Raw genomic sequence first — 18,528 nt, forward strand, 5'->3', positions numbered from 1 at the left:
GAGTTCTTAATCGAATCTTATGCAATTTTTAAGTAAAGCTAAGGTAAAATCCATACCTTAAATTATTTTTACAGAAGGAAACTTTCGATGAAAAGAACGTATCAACCTCACAGTACCCCTAAAAAGCGTACACACGGTTTTAGAGAGAGAATGAAAACCAAAGGCGGACGTAAAGTCATTGCAGCACGTCGTGCTAAAGGAAGAAGAAGATTGGCCGCTTAAGGGCGTATGAAACTCTCAAGGAAACACGAGAGTATTCATATATTTACAATCACGGGAAAAAATGGCACTACGAAGGTGCCCTTGTTTTTTACTTGAACGATACGACAAAAAGGGTTGGATTTACCGCGAGTAAAAAAGTCGGTAATGCTATTAAACGCAATTTAGCCAAACGAAGGCTTCGGGCAATTTTTTTAGATATACAACCTACGTTGAACGACGGTGTTTATGTTTTTGTTGCAAAAGAGAAGATACACCAATTATCCTACGAGGCACTCAAAAAAGGGATAATATGGTCTATGAAAAAGTTGAACTGTGTTAAAGAATGAAATCCTTGACATTGTGGCTTATAAAACTGTACCAAAAGTTTTTGACGCTTTTTAGTTACGGAAGTTGTAGGTATTATCCGACATGTTCGCAATACGCAAAAGAACAACTTTTGTACAATGGTTTTTTCAAAGCACTTTGGTACAGTGTTATACGCATTTTAAAATGCAATCAACTTTTTGTAGGCGGAATCGATTATCCTATCGTTCGCAAAGTGTTTGCCGCTCCTTCTTTTGTACATGTAAAACGGATTTCCTCACAACGTGTTGTTTATTGGTTCGTGCCAAAAGGCACACAAAGTTTTTACATCGTAAAAGCTTTTAAAACATTGAAATAAAGGGAATCTCAATGACAGATAAACTGACTCCTCAGGTGCGTATTATTATCGCCACCGTTTTATCTTTTTTATTTTTTGCACTCTACGATCACTTTTTTATCCCCAAAAATCCTCCGATGACCGATGCCAATACTTCTGTTGCTGCTGAGCAAAAAGCCGCTACATCGGCACCGAGCGTAACGACGAATAGCCAAGATGTGACGGCCGCACCGACCAATGCAACGTCCACGACGGAAGTCATTACGACGATTAAGGCGGCTTCTTATGAAATTCAAATTGATCGTTTAGGACGCATTGCAAGAATGTACCTTCAAGAAGGGAAATACAAAGACGATAAAGGCGAGCGTTTTCAGCTCATCGACGCTTCTCAAAACTTATTGCCTTTAGAAATTCGTTTTAAAGATAAATCGCTCAACGACGATGCTTTTGCTATGTCGTACAGCACGGATAAAAGTACGGTAGACGTCGACGCAAAAGGTGCTACGGTCGTGTTGACGCAACAGTTGAGCGGTTTAAGCGTCACAAAAACATTGACGTTTTATCCTAACGGAAATTACGATATTCATGTCATGCTTTCCAGTCCGAAAGAGTATTTTATTTCTCCGGGCTTTCGTCCGCATGTCGCAATCGACAGTTATACTTTCCACGGTGCATTGATTAAAAAATCCGACGATACGATTCAAACGATCGACGACGGTTCCGCTAAGAGCGACGTACAGTTTAGTGCGGCTAAAATCGTAGCGGCAGCCGATAAATACTATACGACGTTTTTTTACAACCTCGATAAAGGCCTTAACAGTATCGTCACGATCGGTAAGGACAAAGATCCTCTTTTATTCGTTCAAGGCGAAGCCGATTTTAAATTGGGCGGGTATATCGGTCCTAAAGACCATAAATTGCTCCAATCGATTCATCCGGGATTGACCGACGTCGTCGAATACGGCTTTTTTACGTTTATTGCAAAACCGCTTTTTATGTTACTCTCTTATTTGCACGGTATTTTCGGTAACTGGGGTTGGGCTATCGTCGGAATGACGATTATCGTACGTTTGGTATTGTATCCATTAACCTATAAAGGCATGGTTTCAATGAATAAGCTCAAAGAGCTTGCACCGAAAATTAAAGAATTACAGAAAAAATACGGCGACGATAAGCAAAAACTGAATATGCACATGATGGAGTTGTATAAAAAACACGGTGCCAATCCGATGGGCGGATGTTTGCCGATTCTTCTTCAAATTCCGGTCTTCTTTGCCGTGTATCGCGTGTTACAAAATGCGATCGAACTCAAAGGAGCAGAGTGGATTTTATGGATTAACGATCTTGCCGTCATGGATCCTTATTTTATTCTTCCGATTTTGATGGGTATTACGATGTTCGTCCATCAACGCATTACGCCGACGAGTTTCACCGATCCGATGCAAGAAAAAATTATGAAATTTTTACCGCTTATCTTTACGTTTTTCTTTGTCACGTTCCCTGCGGGTTTAACGCTTTATTGGTTTACCAATAACCTTGCATCGATCGTTCAACAGTTTTACGTCAATAGAATTTTTGCCAAAAAACATGAAGAGCCAAAGGTCGAAAAATGATACGAGTCGAAGCTGAAACACTTCAGGAGGCTTATTCAAAAGCCGCGGGCGAGTTGTCGTGTTCGGTAGTGGATTTAGAAATCAACATTATCCAAAACGGATCAGGCGGATTTTTGGGGCTTTTTAAGAAAAAAGCCATTATCGAAGTTCAACGTAAAGGGGCACATAAGCCTCATTTTAAAGAACGAGAAGAGCGTGAAGTCAAAGAACCTACAGAGCATCAAAGAGGCGGTGAAACGCCTAGCGATGCAAGTTTTGATGAGCGTAAAGAGTTTCAAAAACGTTCTAAAAATAGACGCCATCGTACGAAAAATAAAGAGCCTTTTAAAGAAGGAGTACAACAAGAGCGACCCGAGCGGAAACCGCTAAACACGAAAGAGACGCCCGTAACGCACGAGCCTAAATTCGAGCAAGCTAAACCGTTGAGAGAAGTGCGCCATACGATAGCACCTAGCGTTATCGATCAAAATTTCCATCAGGAAAAACGCGAGATTAACGATATTTTGGACGAAGTACGACAAAACATCAAAAATCTTTTTAAATACGGATGTTTTACGCTGGATACGCCCTTGGTCTCAAAATACGACGAAGAGACGATTTTAATCGAATTTAGCGGTGAAGACGCGGCTCTTTTGATCGGAAAAGAGGGGTATCGCTATAAAGCACTTTCGTATCTGTTATACAATTGGATTAACCTCAAATACGGTCTTAACATTCGCCTTGAAATTGCGGAATTTTTGAAAAATCAAGAAGAGATGATCGAGAAGTACTTGGTACCGGTAATTGAGCGTATTCGTAACAGCGGAAAAGGTCAAACGAAGATTTTAGACGGAGTTCTGATCAAAATTGCGCTGGAAGCATTACGAACCGAATTCCCCGAAAAATACGTCGGTATCAAATCGGGAAAAGACGGCGGTAAATTTATCGTCGTGAATGATTTTAATAGGAAAAACGCATAGACACGATAGCTGCGATAGCTACGAGTTCGGGTATCGGCTCCATTGCGATTGTGCGTGTGAGCGGAGCGGATGCCCTAAGCGTAGCCCTTCGACTTTCTCACCAAACGACGCTGATACCAAGGCATGCGACTTTATCGTTTTTATACGATAACGCTTGCGCAGCGATTGACCGAGCGATCGTTCTTTATTTTAAAGCACCGCACAGTTTTACGGGCGAAGACGTCGTCGAATTCCAATGCCACGGCGGTTCAATCGTCGCAAGTATGGTTCTTGACGCGCTCTTAGGCTTAGGCGTGCGCCTTGCTCAACCGGGGGAATTTTCCAAAAGAGCTTTTTTAAACGGTCGTATCGATTTGTCCGAAGCCGAAGCGATAGCCGCCTTAATCGAAACGAGAAGTGCGGATGCCGCAAAAATATTAACGCGTCAGCTCAAAGGCGAGCTGAAACAGTTTGTCGAACATGTGAGAGACCAACTCGTTGAAATGTTGGCTTTTATCGAAGTCAATATCGACTATGCCGAAGAAGATTTACCGCTGGATATGATGCAAAAAATTCGCCTGCGTTTAGATGCTTTGAGTGAAGAATTGCGCCGTACTTATGAGAGTAGCGAACGTCGAAAAGGACTGATGAGCGGCTTTAAAATAGCCATTGTCGGCAAACCGAACGTCGGTAAAAGTTCCCTTCTAAATGCACTTTTGAGTTACGACAGAGCCATTATCAGCGATATTGCCGGTACAACGCGCGACACGATCGAAGAAGAGCTTCGTATCGGTTCGCACTTGGTGCGTATCGTCGATACGGCAGGAATTCGCCAAGCCCACGATACGATCGAACAAATCGGAATCGAACGTTCGATCGCGGCGATCGAAGAGTCTGAAATCGTCATTGCGATGTTTGACAATAGCCGTACATGTGATGCGGAAGATCTTCACATGTTAACCTTACTTCAAACGTATGAAGCGACAAAGTCCGTGATTTACGTCTTGAATAAAAGCGATTTACCCGCTTTATTTGATCGCTCGCTCTTACAGGAAGCATGTTTGATGCTCTCCGCTCATCGCGATACCGACCTTTTAATTCAATCGCTTCAATCGCTTTTGGATCGATGCGCACACGAAGATAGTATTATGTTGACCTCTTCGCGTCAAGTCGAAGCGGTTAAAACAGCGTACAAAGAGGTTATGGCTTCGTTTGATCTCCTTAAAGAAGGCCAGCTTGAATTGTTCGCGTTTCACATCAACGCTGCCGTCGAAGCGATTTCTTCAATTACGTCCGCTTTCGAACGCGATGAAATTCTCGATAAAATGTTCAGCCGCTTTTGCTTGGGAAAATAGCGATTTACAAATTATTTACTTCTTTTCGTTACTATAAAACTCGAACGAAAGGGGGTTTTTATGTTAACATCGATAGAAGAATTTATTAAAAAAGAGTCCTCTTCGGGCATTCTTTTGATTGTCGTTACTCTAACGGCACTTTTGCTTCAAAATAGCGTTTTAACCGACTTTTACTCTCGTTTTTTAGAAACGCCTTTGCAGATCAGTTTCGGCTCGTTCGGCATAGCCAAACCGCTTTTGCTTTGGGTGAACGACGGATTGATGGCGGTATTCTTTTTTTTAGTCGGCTTGGAAATCAAACGTGAAATTTTAGAGGGGGAACTCTCTTCTCGAAGTCAAATTACCTTACCTTTGATTGCCGCGATAGGCGGAATGATAACTCCCGCATTCGTCTTTGCGTTTTTTAATTACGGCGATAGCTTTGCAATGAACGGATGGGCAATTCCGACCGCGACGGATATTGCATTTGCTTTAGGTATTTTGTCTTTGCTCGGGCCTCGCGTTCCTCCTTCCTTAAAAATCTTTTTAATGGCACTTGCGATTATCGACGATTTGGGAGCCGTCGTGATTATCGCACTTTTTTACACCTCCAAACTCTCGTTTATGTCGATGATGGTCGCTTTAGGGGCTATGATGCTTTTAGTGATCATGAACCGTTTGGGTGTCGTGAAAAAAGCGGCTTATATTTTAGTCGGTATCGTTTTGTGGGTTGCCGTTTTAAAATCGGGCGTTCATGCAACCATTGCCGGCGTCGTGTTGGCTTTTACGATTCCGCTTTATTCTTACACTGCTCAAGGAGAGCGTTTTTCGATGCTCAAAGAGTTGGAACACGACTTGCATTATTGGGTCGCCTTTTTGATTTTGCCTCTGTTTGCTTTCGTCAATGCCGGCGTTGATCTTAAAGGGGCTTCCGTTCAAACGTTGGTTTCGAATGTTTCGCTTGGAATTGCACTCGGACTTTTCCTTGGAAAGCAAGTCGGTGTTTTTTGCTTTAGTTATATGGCCGTGAAATTAAAATGGGCCAAATTGCCCGAAGGCAGTAGTTTTAAACAACTCTACGGTGTCGCCGTTTTGACGGGAATCGGTTTTACGATGAGCTTATTTGTGACGACGTTAGCGTACAACGATAGCACTGTTTTTTTTCAGGCCGATAAACTGGCGATTCTCATCGGTTCTTTTTGCTCGGGCATCGTCGGGTATTTGTTTCTTAAAAAAATTTTATAATTATGACATAAGCTAAGGAAAGCTATACTGTAATACGTTTTGTGCCTCGTCAAAGGAGCCGGCAGTGAAACAATTAAGTCTTACCAAACGTCTTTTTTGGATAATAACGCTTTTTATTTTTCTTGCCAATGCCGTCGTTATCGGTTATTTATACCGACAAGCGCACGAGTTGACCGCGATTAGAGCGTATTCGAAAGCCAAAACACTCCATGACTATTTTATTTCGATGCGTTATGTGTATCACCAACAGTTTCTCTCAAGCGGTATCGATTTAAACGACTCGACGGTCGGATTTTTACCTGCGCACGCTTCAACGCATATCAGTGATTTCTTTAGCCAACGCTCCAAACAAGGTATTACGATTCGTAATGTTTCGGATAGACCGCGCAATCCTGACAATAAAGCCGACGCGCTTGAAGAGACGATGATCCGCTATTTCGATGCCCACCCTAAAGAAGACGAAAAGCTCGAATTAATCGAAGAGGCGAACGGGCAATCGTTTTATTTTTTCTCGTCGCCGTTACGAATTCAGGCATATTGTTTAGCCTGTCACGGTAAAAAAGAGGAAGTATTGCCCTATATCGCCCAGCGTTACGACAATGCTTACGGTTATTCTTTGGGTGAAGTAAGAGGACTTACCAGCATAAAAATGCCCAAAAACCTTGTCTTTGACGATGTCATCGCGCTTTTTTGGAAAGAAGTCGTCTTTAGCGTAGCGGCAACGCTTTTTTTGCTAGTTGTAACGTTTTTGGCGATTGAAGAGCTAACGAAAAGAGAAGTGGAACAGAAAAAAGAGTTGGAAGCGTTGGTCAAAGAACGGACGCAAAAATTGATGCAAAAAAGCGATGAACTGGAAAAAGCGTACGATCATCAAAAGCATCTTTACTCGGTTTTGCGTACGGTTGCCGACAGTAATCAAATCTTAATTACGACGCAGACGCTCGACGAGTTATTACACCAAACGGCACAATGCCTTTTTGAAAACGATTCGTTTGCCCATGTCAAAATTATTTTGTGGGACGAAGAGAAACTCTTGGTTAAAGAGTCCTTGGGACTTGACGGTGATTTCAACATTACGGATATCGAAGAAGAGGTTTTTCATAAAGGGGGTTACCGTATTTTAACGCACAACGATAAAGCCGTCGGCTCTTCATGCCAAACAATGATGCATCGTTACGGTGTGAGCGAAGCGTATATTACCGCGCTTAGAAGCGATAAATTTGCGCGTAACGTTTTGGGCGTGTTAACGATTTGTACGACGATACCGCAAGGTTTTAGTCAAGAAGAGCGCGCGATGATCGAAGAGTTGGCGGGAGACGTCGGCTTTGCCATTAACTCGTTTCGTCAAAAGGAGAGCATTATTAAGCTTTCGTATTACGATCCGCTAACCGATTTGGCTAACAAAACGATGCTAAGCGAGCACATTCGCCTTGCCATACAAGCGCACCAAAATTCTCACATGTACGGTGCGTTGTTATTTTTAGATATTGATAATTTTAAGTCGATTAATGATCTTAAAGGCCATGCAACGGGCGATAAGCTTTTGGTCTTAATGGCGGAGCGTCTCAAAGGCTTCACGCGGGACAATGATGTTTTAGCGCGCTTCGGCGGCGACGAGTTTACCGTCTTACTTCCGAATATTGCCGACAATGTGGAAGCAACCGCGCGTAGTGCCGAAGAGACGGCTATGAAGATTTTAATCGCGGCAAAAGAGCCGTTTATGATTGATCATCATCCTTTTTTCGTGACGGTTAGTATCGGGATCGGACTTTTTGGTGAAAAAGAGAGCGTAGAGTCGTTATTAAGCCATGCAGATAGTGCCATGTATGCGGCTAAAAGAGACGGACGCGATACGATTCGTTTTTTTGACGCATTTATTCAACATGTCATGGAAGAAAAATCGTTGATGTTGCAACGCTTACGCGACGCATTGGACAGTGAGCAGTTTTTCTTGCTCTATCAGCCGCAACTTGATCATAATCGCCGTATCGTCGGCGTGGAGGCATTGGTTAGACTTCAGACAAAAGACGGGAAGATCATTTCACCGGCACATTTCATTCCTATTTGCGAAGAATCCGGATTGATTATACCTTTAGGTTATTGGGTTATGAAAGAGGCGATTTCCCAAGCGGCGAGATGGAAAGAAGATGCCGAAAAATCCTTATGGCGCATTTCGATTAACGTGAGTATCAAGCAATTTGAACGTGAAGATTTTATCGCAATTTTAGAATCGATGTTGAACGAAAACGGCATCGATCCCTCACGACTTCGCTTGGAATTAACGGAGAGCCTTTTGATTGGAGACAGTGAAAAAGCGTTGAAGAAGATCAATGCGCTCAAAACACTCGGCGTTTCATTGTCGATCGATGATTTTGGAACGGGATATTCGAGTTTGCAGTATCTCAAAAATTTTCACGTCGACGAATTAAAAATCGACCAATCGTTTATTCGCGATTTTATTCACAATCGAAGCGATGCGATGATTGTGGAAACGATTCTTTCTATGGGGCAAAGTTTTCATTTGGAAGTCATCGCCGAAGGCGTGGAAACACAAGAACAGTTTGAGGCGTTAAAAGAACTCGGATGCCGTTATTTTCAAGGCTATCTCTTTTCAAAACCGACGGCACCGGAGCTTCTTTAAGATCGCTTATTCACGGACGATATCGTATCCTTTCGGAATATCGGGGCGAAACATTTCGTCGTCGATAAAAAGATCGGTTGAAGCGTTGGAAAAGAGAATTTCGACGTTATTTTCCAATTTATCTTTGTAGCTTATCTTCTCGATCGTATCGTTAGAACCGACAATCGTATACGTCGTGTCCATAAAGCGGGTGATATAACGGTTCGGAGCGACCTCTTTGGCTTCGCGAAGCAATTGTGCGATGTTGGGCGTGTTTTGCAACGTCGTAACGATCACTTGCTCCAACTCCGGTTCGACAATTAACACTTTGTTTTGGTTAAAATAGATTTTTTTCACGACGGGTTTTTGATAAACCCATAACGCTTTTTGTTCTTTTGTGGCATAAAACGTCCCTTCGTACGCAATCGTTTTATTTTGATCGTTGGTCACTTTTTGAATAAAATCGCTTTGAATCGTTTTAAAATCGCCGATTTTTGCGCATAAAAGCGTTGTAAGGCAGAGTAAAATTCCAATCAAACGCATAAAAACCCCTTGGTCGTGCAATATCGTTATGGAGTTTTATCAAAGAGATAGTAAAAGTATGATAAAATCCTGAATTCTAATGAAAACAGATCAGAAAAAAGAAAGAAAATTAGAGGAAAATCGTATGTCACTCAGTAGTATCGTTCGTAAAATTTTCGGCACGAAAAATGATCGCGTCGTGAAAGAGTTAATGGGACGCGTCAAAAAAATCAATGCCTTAGAACCGACGTATGAAAGGCTAAGCGATGAAGATCTTAAGGCGGCGTTTAACGCATTGAAAGCGGATGTCCAAGCCGGTTTAAAATCTTTGGACGAGGTTTTGAACGATGTTTTTGCAATGACGCGAGAAGTCAGCAAACGTACGACGACGATGCGCCATTTCGACGTACAAATGGTCGGCGGTTTAGTTTTGCACGGCGGCAATATCGCCGAGATGAAAACGGGTGAAGGTAAAACGTTGGTTGCAACGCTTCCGGTCGTACTCAACGCAATGAGCGGTGAGGGTGTACATGTCGTGACCGTGAACGATTATTTGGCGAAACGCGATGCGGCGGATATGGCTAGAATTTATAACTTTTTAGGGCTTAGCGTAGGTGTGGTGACCAACGATCTTGCCAACGATACCGAACGTAAGGCGCAATACGACGCCGACATTACGTACGGTACGAATAACGAATTCGGTTTTGACTACTTGCGCGACAATATGCGCTACTCTTCGGGCGAAAAAGTACAACGTATGCATAATTTCGTGATCGTCGACGAAGTCGATTCGATTTTAATCGACGAAGCGAGGACGCCTTTGATTATCTCCGGACCTGCGAATCGAACGTTAGAGGGATATAAACTTGCCGACGGCGTAGCGCGAAAATTGGTTAAAGAACGTGATTTTAGCGTCGATGAAAAAAATCGAACGATTATTTTGAGCGAAGAGGGCATCAGCAACGCCGAAAAATTGTTTGAAGTCGACAACTTGTACAGTTTGGAAAATGCCGTTTTATCACACCACCTCGATCAAGCGTTGAAAGCCCACTATCTTTTTGAAGCGGACGTTCACTATGTCGTCAGAGAAGGCGAAATTGTTATCGTCGACGAATTTACGGGTCGATTGAGCGAAGGCAGACGCTTTTCCGAAGGTTTACACCAAGCCTTGGAAGCCAAAGAGGGCGTGATGATCAAAGAAGAGTCACAAACTTTGGCGGATATTACTTTCCAAAACTATTTTCGATTGTATAAAAAGCTTGCGGGTATGACGGGAACCGCACAAACCGAAGCAACGGAATTTTCTCAAATTTACAATTTAGAAGTTATCTCTATTCCGACAAATTTACCGATGCGTCGCGAAGATATGAACGATTTGATTTACAAGACTGAACGCGAAAAGTTCGAAGCCGTCATTAAAGACATTAAAGCATGCCATGAAAAAGGTCAACCTGTTTTGGTGGGTACGGCATCCATCGAAAAAAGCGAATTGTTGCATACGTTGCTGAAAAAAGAGAAAGTGCCGCATTCGGTTTTAAATGCGAAAAACCATGAAAAAGAGGCACAAATTATCAAAGATGCGGGCTTAAAAGGTGCCGTTACGATCGCAACGAATATGGCGGGACGCGGTGTAGACATCAAATTGACCGATGAAGTCAAAGCTTTGGGCGGTCTTTATATTATCGGTACGGAACGTCATGAAAGCCGTCGTATCGACAACCAACTTCGCGGTCGTTCGGGACGTCAGGGTGACGTGGGCAAGAGCCGTTTTTATTTAAGTTTGGAAGACAATCTTTTACGTATTTTCGGAAGCGATCGTATTAAAGCGATTATGGAGCGACTCGGCATCGAAGAGGGTGAACATATCGAATCGAAAATGGTAACGCGTGCGGTTGAGAACGCACAGAAAAAAGTTGAAGCCCTTCACTTTGAAGCGCGCAAACACTTGTTGGAATACGACGACGTTGCCAATAAACAACGTAAAACCATTTACAATTTTAGAAACGATCTTTTAAATCCCGCATTCGGTATCGAAGAAAAAATCAAAGAAATTCGTCTCGAGTTCGTTACCAATCTGCTCTTTAGAGCTGAAATTTACGAAGGTATTTCCGAGACGCAATACGATCTTGAACGTCTTTGTGCCGTTGTGAGAGACGAGCTTGGAGAAGCATTTGAAGCCCCATCGTTTCAAGAGCTTGATTTTGACGGATTGCGCACGAAATTGACGGAGTTATTGGAAGCACGTTACGATGAAAAGATGTCCCTCGTTGATGCGACGCAACGTAAAGAAATCGAACGTATCTTATACCTTCAAGTTTTAGACAATGCATGGCGTGCCCATTTATACCAAATGGATATTTTAAAAACAGGTATCGGGCTTCGCGGTTATAATCAAAAAGACCCGTTAACCGAATATAAAAAAGAGAGTTATAACCTTTTTATCGAATTGGTCGAACAAATCAAATTTGAGAGTTTTAAAACGCTTCATATCGTTAAACTTCGCGATCAAAAAGAAGAGGACGAGCGACGTCAAGCGATGGAAGAGATGATCCGTCGTATGGAAGAGAACAATACTTCGACGACCTTAGAACACCAAAATCCTTATGCGGAAGACGAAGAAGACGAAAAAGAGAAAAAAATTCCTAGAAATGAACCGTGCCCGTGCGGAAGCGGTAAAAAATACAAACAATGTTGCGGTAAGAGCGGTCCTAAAAAAGGGCTTTTAGCATAAAGGGTAACGGTGGTGCAAGGAAATCTTAGTCTTTATCTCGTTAAAAAATATTTGCGATTCGATAAATCGCAGCCGTTCATTACCGTGATTTCGCTTTTAGCATTTTTCGGCGTGGCGATCGGATTGACGGTTTTAATGGTCGCTATGGCGATTATGAACGGCTTTGACAAAGAGTTTGAAAAAAAACTTTTTACGATGAATTATCCGCTTTCGATCTATTCGCGTACCTTTTCTCCGGTGACGCAAAACGATTTGGAAACGCTGAAAGCGAATTTTCCTTCACTGAAGTTTAGCCCGTATATTTCCACCCAAGTGATCGTGAAAAAAGGAGACCGCTTAGAAGGCGGATTGCTTTTCGGTGTTCATTTCGAGCAAGAGGCACAGATCAACAGTATCGTCGCCGATGCGGTGCGCGGAAAAACGCTTGATAAATACGATTTGATTACCGGAAGCGAACTGGCAAAACACCATTTACTCAGTGCCGATGAAAAAGCGACGTTGATTTTTACGAAAAACGATCCGGGCGGTATGAGTTTGATTCCGAAGATGAAACGGTTTAACTATCAAGGTTCGTTTCATTCGGGCTTAATCGCGTACGACAAAGCTTACATGTACACGACGTTGGACTCTTTAGCGCAAATTTTGCAATACCAAGAGGGAACGTTTGACGGCATTCATATCTATTCGGACAATCCTCTCGTCGATATCGAAAAGATTCGAAAAACCTTACCGGCGGATTTAGGAATTGTCGGTTGGTGGCAGATGAACGGCAATTTTTTTGCCGCTTTAGCATTGGAAAAACGCGCTTTGTTTATCGTCTTAATGCTGATTATTCTCATTGCATCTTTGAATATTATCAGCTCTTTGTTGATGACGGTTATGAACCGACGCAAAGAAATCGCTCTTTTGCTTTCACTGGGAGCCTATAAAAAAGAGATCAAAAATACGTTTTTTTACCTAGGCTTGGTGATTGGCGGCGGCGGAATGCTTTTTGGTATGCTCTTAGGCAGTATTGTTTTATGGGTACTCGGTTCGTTTGATATTATCTCGCTCCCTGCCGATGTTTACGGTACGGCGCGCTTGCCGCTTGATTTATCGTCGCTCGACTTTTTCTTGATCGTCTTAGGAACGAGTGCTATCGTGGCTCTTTCCTCGTATTACCCCGCGTATAAAGCAACGCAGATTAACGTTTTAGATACCCTTCGTAACGAGTAGTTATGCTTTTCAAAGCGGGCAATATTTTGCCCGCTTTTTTATACATGTAGAAGTTCGGTCGTGATATTGCAGTTATCTTCCACCATCTCTTGAAGCTTACTCAAAAGCGTCTTGGAATCGGTTCCGTCCTCCGGATAGGTAACGACGTTATCGTGGGGCGATTGATCTAAAAATTCTTGAATCCCCGAAAGCACTTCGGTCGCACCGTTCCAATCGGTTCCCGTCAAGATAACGACATAATGGTTATTGTGGTTGAAAATCGCGTCGGTGCGTCGAAGAATGCGTTGAAACATCTCCAAACTATCCATCTCTTTGCGATCTTCGAGGGAGAAAAAAATCAGCGAAAACGGAACTTCGTCTTTAATTCCGAAACGCTCCAATAAGGCGATATGATGGTCGATAAGATTGGCGAGATTGATCTTGGAAAAAGCGATTCCGGACATAAAACGTCTCCTTGTCAATGAGTTTTTATTTACTTTCTTTCATTCGTCGTAAGTGATCTCTTTATCGCGAACTCCGTCTTGAAAGAGGGTAATGAAAGCAATCTATTGTAACATTAATTCGGTTCGAGCGTATCGAGTTTTTCAAAATTGAAATAATTATACCCGTCTTTGTGTTCGTAAGTAAACGTCAAACGGTGTGCTTTGAGAATATGATGCACGATGTAAAGACCGAGTCCGAAACTGTGGTGTGAATTGTTTTCTTGCACAAACGGTTCCAAATAATGTGCCAGTTCGTATTTGAGCGGCTTGCCTTGGCTAATAAACGCCATTTTCGTTTTGCGCGCAACGATGCGTACCTTTTGATCAATGGAGTATTTGATACCGTTGTCGATGACGTTTTTCATCGCCGTCGTAAAGAGTCGAAAATCGACGTTTAAAATAATCTCTTCTTCGCCGTCGATTTCGATTTGCGTAGGAGAAATCATCGCAAGATCGATGGCTTCGTCAAGCATATCGACCAAACGGTACGGTTTGACGTTTTTGAGCCCCTCTCCGGAGGTAATTTGTTCAATCGAGGCAAATTCGTTAATCAGAAGTTCCAGTTTTTCAAACGTTCCGATCAGACGCGTGCGTTGCTTGCCTTCTTCGAGCATTTCGGCACTAATGCGACCTTTTGTGATAGGTGTTTTGAGTTCGTGCATGATATTGCGTAAAAAGAGCTGTCGGGATTGGTTGAGTTTGTTGATCTGCGCGACCGCATTATGAAACGCATTGGCGACTTGGGAGATTTCGTCTTCGCCGTCGGTTTTACAGTTGATCGTAAGGTTGCCTTTGGCAAACGCATCCATTTGGCGTTTGAGTTTTCGTAAAGGTTTGATTTTACGAATCGTCAAAATATACGCGATGATAATAATCGTAAAGACGATGCCGAAAATCGTTTTAATCAAATCGTAACGGTAGGGTTGAAAATCTTCGTCTTTTAGCAGTAACGACGAGTATTTGGTTTCGATTTGTAAGTAGTGGTCGTTTTCGTAGCGCAAAATGGCACTCGATCCGATTCGATCGGAGATTTTTTGAATCACTTGCGCATTTTGGATAATATGTTCTTGTTGCGCTTTATCCGTAATCTCGCGCATTTGGTACCCTTGCACTTGCTTTTTCAACTCTTCGTTGGTAATAAAATTATTAAGGTGAAAAAGCGTCGCACGCGCGATGATGGAGTACTTGATATTGAGTTTTTCGGTATAGGTTTGCTTGTCGTATTCCAACAAGAAAAGGAGTGCAAGGAAAATACTCACGATGCTGATCGCAAAAATAAAGGTAATGCTGTAAAAAATAGAAGACTTGGTCATTGTAAAAATTTGTATCCTATACCGCGAATGGCGTGAATATACGTCGGTTCTTTAGGGTTTTCTCCGAGTTTTTGACGAATACGTCCGATGATGACGTCGATGCTTTTGTTGGTTGTCTCTTCGCTAATGGCTTCGATATTGTAAATCAGCTCTTCGCGTGAGACGACGCCGCCTTCTTTTTTGATGAGATAGCCCAAAATACCGTATTCGGCAGCCGTTAAGGGAAGGGCTTTTCCGTGAAAAACAATGGTGCGTTGCTCTTCGTTGAGGACTAAATCTTTCGTTTTTTGTACGTTTTGATCGATAGGCGTTAAGCCTTTATTGCGTCGTAGAAGACTCATAATGCGCGCTTGCAATTCTCTTGGATTGTAAGGTTTGGGTAAATAATCGTCCGCGCCGTTTTCCAAAGCGGTCACTTTATCGGTTATATCGGTGCGTGCGGAGGAGATGATGATAGGAATCGTATGACGTTTGCGAATCTCTTTACACACGTCAAGCCCGTCGATACCCGGAAGCGTGAGGTCTAAAATCAAAAGATCGAAAGGATGCATATCTAGCGTCGAGAGTCCTATGTAAGGATCTTCCGCGACCGTGACGGACATGTCAAAAGGTTCTAAATATTCCGTTAAGATTTCGGCTAATTCCAAATCGTCTTCGATCATCAATATTTTCGTCATAATACTCCTTACATGTCAACGGTATTATAGCCAATTTTAGGAGGTTTTCCCTCCTAAAACCTTAAGGCATAACCAAAATGGCTCTGTAATTTTGACGGTTGATGATGACGCGTTTTTTATGGTTTTTATACTCTTTCAAGGCATTGTTCAAGTCTTTCATCGTTACGATACGTTTTTGCTCGATTTGAACGATAATATCGCCTTCTCTAAAGCCCATCAGTTCCGCTTTAGAATCTTCTTGGACGTCGGTAACCAAAATACCTTCGGTCTCTTTGGGAATTTGGTACTGCATACGTGTTTGGTTATTGATTTCGGTGAGATCGAGACCTTCGATAGGACTGGACGCTCCTTTACTCTCGGCTTTACTGCTTTGAGTATCCATTTTGGCGAGTTTGAGTTTTGCCGTTTTAATTTTTTTGTCGCGTTCGTATGTAATCGTGACGCTACTCTCGGGTGCAATGGCGGCAATCGTATTTTTCAAGTCGTTGGAATTTTTGATTTTCGTGCCGTCGACTTCAATAATCAGGTCGGAAACCTGCAAGCCGCCTTTTTCTGCCGGTGAATCTTTTTCGACCATTACGATGAGCGCACCTTGTTTATTGTCGTACAGTTCTTTCAGATCGGACGTTAAATCGGAGATGGAAACGCCCATAAAACCGCGTTCGATTTTGCCGTTTTCAACCAACGAAGTAGCGATTTTTTGAACCATATTGGAAGGGATGGCAAATCCTACGCCGTTGTTACCGCCTCCTTTAGAAAGAATGGCACTGTTGATACCGATGAGCGCGCCGCGGCTATCGACTAAAGCACCGCCTGAATTACCGGGATTGATCGAAGCGTCGGTTTGAATAAAGTTTTCGTATTGATTGAGTCCGACGTTGTTTTTATTGAGAGCGGAGACGATGCCTTGCGTAATGGTCTCCCCCACGCCGAAAGGATTTCCGATCGCGAACACCACGTCGCCTTCTAATAGATTGGAAGAGTCTCCGAATGAGGCTACATGTAGGTTTTTGGCATCGATTTTAATGACCGCAAGATCGGTTTTTGAATCTTCTCCGATGACTTTAGCTTTGTACTCTTTTTCGTCGTTCGGAAGCGTCACGACGATTTCATCGGCACCCTCGACGACGTGGTTGTTGGTAACGATATAGCCGTCCGCGGAGATAATGACGCCTGAGCCTAAAGAGTGCGATTTACGCTCTTGCTGTTTTAATTCGGGAAGTCGGTTTCCGAAAAATTCTTTAAAAAACGGATTGAGCATCATCAGTTCGTTGAGCTGGTCGCTCTGCTTGGTTTTCTTGGTCGTTGCGATATTGACGACGCTTTGTTTGACGTTTTTGATCGCATTGTTGTACGAGAGAATAACGTTGGAAGACGTTGCGTCTTGTCTTGGCGAATCTTTAGGCATCTGAGCGATTTGGATCGTTCCTGCAAAAAGGGAAAGAGAAGCGATAAGAGAGAGTAAAATCGTTTTTTTCATCGTTAGTCCTTTAAAAAATGTGCTGGTCGTGAAATTATAAAAGAGTGAAGTAAATATAAAGTAAATATTAAGCTAATGCTGGTATAAAACTTGATTGACCTAGACTAAACTTTTATGTTATAATCACTATAAATATTTTCAAGCGAAGAAGAGGCTTCTTCTTGAGAAGATGCCTCGATACATCGCTTTTGAAGGGTAATATGATGAGTAAAAGTTTATACGAAACCTTAGACGTAGCGCAAAGTGCAAGTGCCGACGAGATCAAAAAGGCGTATCGCCGTTTGGCACGTAAATACCATCCCGACGTCAATAAAGATCCGGGAGCGGAAGACAAATTTAAAGAGATCAACGCCGCATACGAAATTTTAAGCGACGAACAAAAACGCCGCCAATACGATCAATACGGCGATAGTATGTTCGGTGGACAAAATTTCCACGATTTTGCCAATGCGCAAGGCGGAGCCAATCTCGACGACATTCTACGCAGCATTTTCGGCGGCGGCGGATTTGGGGGATTCGGCGGTTCGGCACGCGGCTTTAGCGGTGGATTCGGCGGTTTCGGCGGCGGCGGATTTAGCGGTTTTAACGAACCGGATTTGGATGTTAACGCTAAAATCGTCGTTCCGTTTAACGTAGCGATTTTAGGCGGAAAACATTCGCTTTCTTACAACGGCGAAAATTTTGACGTTAAGATTCCCGCAGGGATTCAAAGCGGCGAAAAAATGCGCGTGAAAGAGAAGGGTAAAAGCTATCAAGGGTACAAAGGCGATCTGCTTTTAACCGTCGACGTTGCGCCGAGTCCCGAGTATGTTCGAGAAGGAGACGATTTGGTCAAGACCGTGGATATTCCTCTCAAAACGGCACTTTTCGGCGGTAAAATCACGACGGATACGCTTTACAGAGAGATTACGCTTAAAGTCAAAGAAGAGACGAAAAACGGTCAAAAATTCCGTGTGAAAGAGTACGGTGCTTTAAATCGTAAAACACAAACCAAAGGCGATCTTTATTTGGTTGCCAATATCGTTCTTCCGAGCCTTTCGTCTTTGGATCGAGACTTAAAGGCGATGATGGAAGCCAAACTTTAAACGAAGCTATCGGCAAAGGAGCGCAAAATGCATCATGGATATGAAGAACCCGTTTATCTCATCAGCGTCGTGGCGAAAGTATTGACCATTCATCCTCAAACGCTCAGACAGTATGAACGCGAAGGGTTGGTTATGCCTTCTCGAACGGACGGTAAGATGCGTCTTTATTCGCAACGCGACATCGATAAAATCAAGATGATTCAACGTTTAACACGCGATCTGGGCGTCAATCTTGCCGGCGTGGATATTATCATGCAGCTCAAAGATAAAATCGATGAGTACGAAACGTTAATCGAGGGATTGCGCAATGAAATTAGCGGATTGTCGAAAAAAAGTACGCAAACGAAAAATCCGTTGGTAAAACATAAAAACAGTTATGAAATTATTCTTTTCGGAGAGTAGGGAGAAGCG

17 protein-coding genes are annotated in these 18,528 nt (G+C 42.8%); 12 read left to right on the forward strand and 5 right to left on the reverse strand.

The genetic code is table 11. The features are described from left to right. Positions 1-87 precede the first annotated feature (87 nt). The 8 genes from rpmH to UCH003_RS05370 all read left to right on the forward strand — a co-directional run bounded on the left by rpmH (position 88) and on the right by UCH003_RS05370 (position 8,633). Positions 88-222: a 50S ribosomal protein L34 gene (rpmH, locus tag UCH003_RS05335; protein WP_039672720.1), complete on the forward strand. Its 135-nt coding sequence runs from the start codon at positions 88-90 to the stop codon at positions 220-222. Continuing rightward, a complete protein-coding gene (gene rnpA / locus UCH003_RS05340) occupies positions 210-548 on the forward strand; it encodes a ribonuclease P protein component (RefSeq protein WP_060825722.1) in 339 nt (112 codons plus the stop codon). The genes rpmH and rnpA overlap by 13 nt, the downstream gene beginning before the upstream one ends. Further along, a complete protein-coding gene (gene yidD, locus UCH003_RS05345; RefSeq protein WP_060825723.1) occupies positions 545-883 on the forward strand; it encodes a membrane protein insertion efficiency factor YidD in 339 nt (112 codons plus the stop codon). The genes rnpA and yidD overlap by 4 nt, the downstream gene beginning before the upstream one ends. 5 nt (positions 884-888) lie before the next feature. After that, positions 889-2,475, forward strand: coding sequence for a membrane protein insertase YidC (gene yidC, locus UCH003_RS05350; RefSeq protein WP_231964833.1), 1,587 nt, complete (start codon positions 889-891; stop codon positions 2,473-2,475). Further along, a complete protein-coding gene (locus UCH003_RS05355; RefSeq protein WP_060825725.1) occupies positions 2,472-3,434 on the forward strand; it encodes a Jag N-terminal domain-containing protein in 963 nt (320 codons plus the stop codon). Before yidC ends, UCH003_RS05355 begins: the two co-directional genes overlap by 4 nt. After that, complete coding sequence (gene mnmE, locus UCH003_RS05360; protein ID WP_060825726.1) at positions 3,431-4,768, forward strand: tRNA uridine-5-carboxymethylaminomethyl(34) synthesis GTPase MnmE; 1,338 nt, start codon at positions 3,431-3,433, stop codon at positions 4,766-4,768. Before UCH003_RS05355 ends, mnmE begins: the two co-directional genes overlap by 4 nt. Before the next feature lie 60 nt (positions 4,769-4,828). Beyond that, positions 4,829-5,992, forward strand: coding sequence for a Na+/H+ antiporter NhaA (gene nhaA, locus UCH003_RS05365; RefSeq protein WP_060825727.1), 1,164 nt, complete (start codon positions 4,829-4,831; stop codon positions 5,990-5,992). A gap of 64 nt (positions 5,993-6,056) precedes the next feature. After that, a complete protein-coding gene (locus tag UCH003_RS05370; protein ID WP_060825728.1) occupies positions 6,057-8,633 on the forward strand; it encodes an EAL domain-containing protein in 2,577 nt (858 codons plus the stop codon). A 6-nt stretch (positions 8,634-8,639) separates the two neighbouring features. On the opposite strand, the gene lolA is transcribed toward UCH003_RS05370, so the two are convergent. After that, positions 8,640-9,155: a LolA-like outer membrane lipoprotein chaperone gene (lolA, locus tag UCH003_RS05375; protein WP_060825729.1), complete on the reverse strand. Its 516-nt coding sequence runs from the start codon at positions 9,153-9,155 to the stop codon at positions 8,640-8,642. Positions 9,156-9,279: 124 nt separating this feature from the next. On the opposite strand from lolA, the gene secA reads away from it, so the two are divergent. Continuing rightward, positions 9,280-11,865 (forward strand): preprotein translocase subunit SecA, encoded by a 2,586-nt coding sequence (gene secA / locus UCH003_RS05380; RefSeq protein WP_060826941.1) that lies wholly within the window; start codon positions 9,280-9,282, stop codon positions 11,863-11,865. Positions 11,866-11,877: 12 nt separating this feature from the next. After that, positions 11,878-13,080 carry an ABC transporter permease gene (locus tag UCH003_RS05385; protein ID WP_060826942.1) on the forward strand — a complete coding sequence of 401 codons (1,203 nt, stop codon included), beginning with the start codon at positions 11,878-11,880 and terminating at the stop codon, positions 13,078-13,080. A gap of 38 nt (positions 13,081-13,118) precedes the next feature. Here the strand turns inward: UCH003_RS05385 and UCH003_RS05390 are convergent, their stop codons facing one another. From UCH003_RS05390 to UCH003_RS05405, 4 genes are all read right to left on the reverse strand, one after another. Further along, positions 13,119-13,523 (reverse strand): hypothetical protein, encoded by a 405-nt coding sequence (locus tag UCH003_RS05390; protein ID WP_039672706.1) that lies wholly within the window; start codon positions 13,521-13,523, stop codon positions 13,119-13,121. A 113-nt stretch (positions 13,524-13,636) separates the two neighbouring features. Beyond that, positions 13,637-14,875 carry an ArsS family sensor histidine kinase gene (locus tag UCH003_RS05395; RefSeq protein ID WP_060825730.1) on the reverse strand — a complete coding sequence of 413 codons (1,239 nt, stop codon included), beginning with the start codon at positions 14,873-14,875 and terminating at the stop codon, positions 13,637-13,639. Further along, positions 14,872-15,552: a response regulator transcription factor gene (locus tag UCH003_RS05400; protein WP_039672703.1), complete on the reverse strand. Its 681-nt coding sequence runs from the start codon at positions 15,550-15,552 to the stop codon at positions 14,872-14,874. Before UCH003_RS05400 ends, UCH003_RS05395 begins: the two co-directional genes overlap by 4 nt. 61 nt (positions 15,553-15,613) lie before the next feature. After that, positions 15,614-17,032 (reverse strand): Do family serine endopeptidase, encoded by a 1,419-nt coding sequence (locus UCH003_RS05405; RefSeq protein WP_039672702.1) that lies wholly within the window; start codon positions 17,030-17,032, stop codon positions 15,614-15,616. Positions 17,033-17,235: 203 nt separating this feature from the next. Here UCH003_RS05405 and UCH003_RS05410 point away from each other — a divergent pair, with 203 nt between their 5' ends. Both UCH003_RS05410 and UCH003_RS05415 read left to right on the forward strand, forming a co-directional pair. After that, positions 17,236-18,117 carry a DnaJ C-terminal domain-containing protein gene (locus UCH003_RS05410; protein WP_060825731.1) on the forward strand — a complete coding sequence of 294 codons (882 nt, stop codon included), beginning with the start codon at positions 17,236-17,238 and terminating at the stop codon, positions 18,115-18,117. A gap of 27 nt (positions 18,118-18,144) precedes the next feature. Beyond that, entirely contained in the window at positions 18,145-18,519 is a 375-nt protein-coding gene (locus UCH003_RS05415) for a heat shock protein transcriptional repressor HspR (RefSeq protein WP_039672699.1), read from the forward strand. Positions 18,520-18,528 lie beyond the last annotated feature (9 nt).

Source organism: Sulfurospirillum cavolei (genome assembly GCF_001548055.1).
Lineage (GTDB): Bacteria > Campylobacterota > Campylobacteria > Campylobacterales > Sulfurospirillaceae > Sulfurospirillum.